3 tRNA genes are annotated in these 765 nt (G+C 58.3%); all 3 read right to left on the reverse strand.

The annotated features are described in order from the left end of the window. Positions 1–122: 122 nt before the first annotated feature. The 3 genes from E5S69_RS32070 to E5S69_RS32080 all read right to left on the reverse strand — a co-directional run bounded on the left by E5S69_RS32070 (position 123) and on the right by E5S69_RS32080 (position 447). Positions 123–197, reverse strand: a tRNA-Thr gene (locus E5S69_RS32070). Positions 198–236: 39 nt separating this feature from the next. Next, a tRNA-Gly gene (locus tag E5S69_RS32075) sits at positions 237–310 on the reverse strand. A gap of 51 nt (positions 311–361) precedes the next feature. Next, positions 362–447, reverse strand: a tRNA-Tyr gene (locus tag E5S69_RS32080). Between the last annotated feature and the right edge of the window lie 318 nt (positions 448–765).

Here is a 765-nt window from a genome sequence, read left to right on the forward strand (position 1 = left end):
TCTTGCCATGGTCAACGTGACCAATCGTACCAACGTTCACGTGCGGCTTAGTCCGCTCGAACTTTTCCTTTGCCATTGCGCGACTCCTGTCTCGGTAGCGATGTTGCCAGTGCGGTGGTATTTGGTGCCCATGGGCAGGATCGAACTGCCGACCTCTCCCTTACCAAGGGAGTGCTCTACCACTGAGCCACATGGGCGAAACTAGACGTACTACTTTATGACAGCAACCGCGCGACTGGAGCGGGTGAAGGGAATCGAACCCTCGTCGTAAGCTTGGAAGGCTTCTGCTCTACCATTGAGCTACACCCGCCTGGGTCTTTCCTGCTTCTTCACCGGCGTTGCCGGCTGCTGTCTTGCATTCTGGTGGAGAGGGCTGGATTCGAACCAGCGTAGGCGTAAGCCAACAGATTTACAGTCTGCCCCCTTTAGCCACTCGGGCACCTCTCCGCAGAGAACTATCGATTATGGGCTTCCTCGCCGCTCCTGTCAAGCACTTTCCGTTGCGGATGCTGTGCTGGCAGGGATCGGGAGGGCGTCCCGGCATAGCGTCTGGCGCTGCCTGACCGCTCCCACAAGCGCAGTTTGATTTCTGCGTTCTCTCACCCTATAGGGGCTTGGCAGGGCGGCTCCAGGCGGCTCTGAAGCCGGCCTGACGGCGTTGCGCGACTGCACGCGAACGGACCGCAGAAAAGCAAAAACCCCTCGCAGCGAATGCTGTCGAGGGGTTTTGCACAATAAGAGCCTGGCGATGACCTACTTTCACAC

The organism is Cupriavidus necator (assembly GCF_013141915.1).
In the GTDB taxonomy this organism is placed as follows: domain Bacteria; phylum Pseudomonadota; class Gammaproteobacteria; order Burkholderiales; family Burkholderiaceae; genus Cupriavidus; species Cupriavidus necator_B.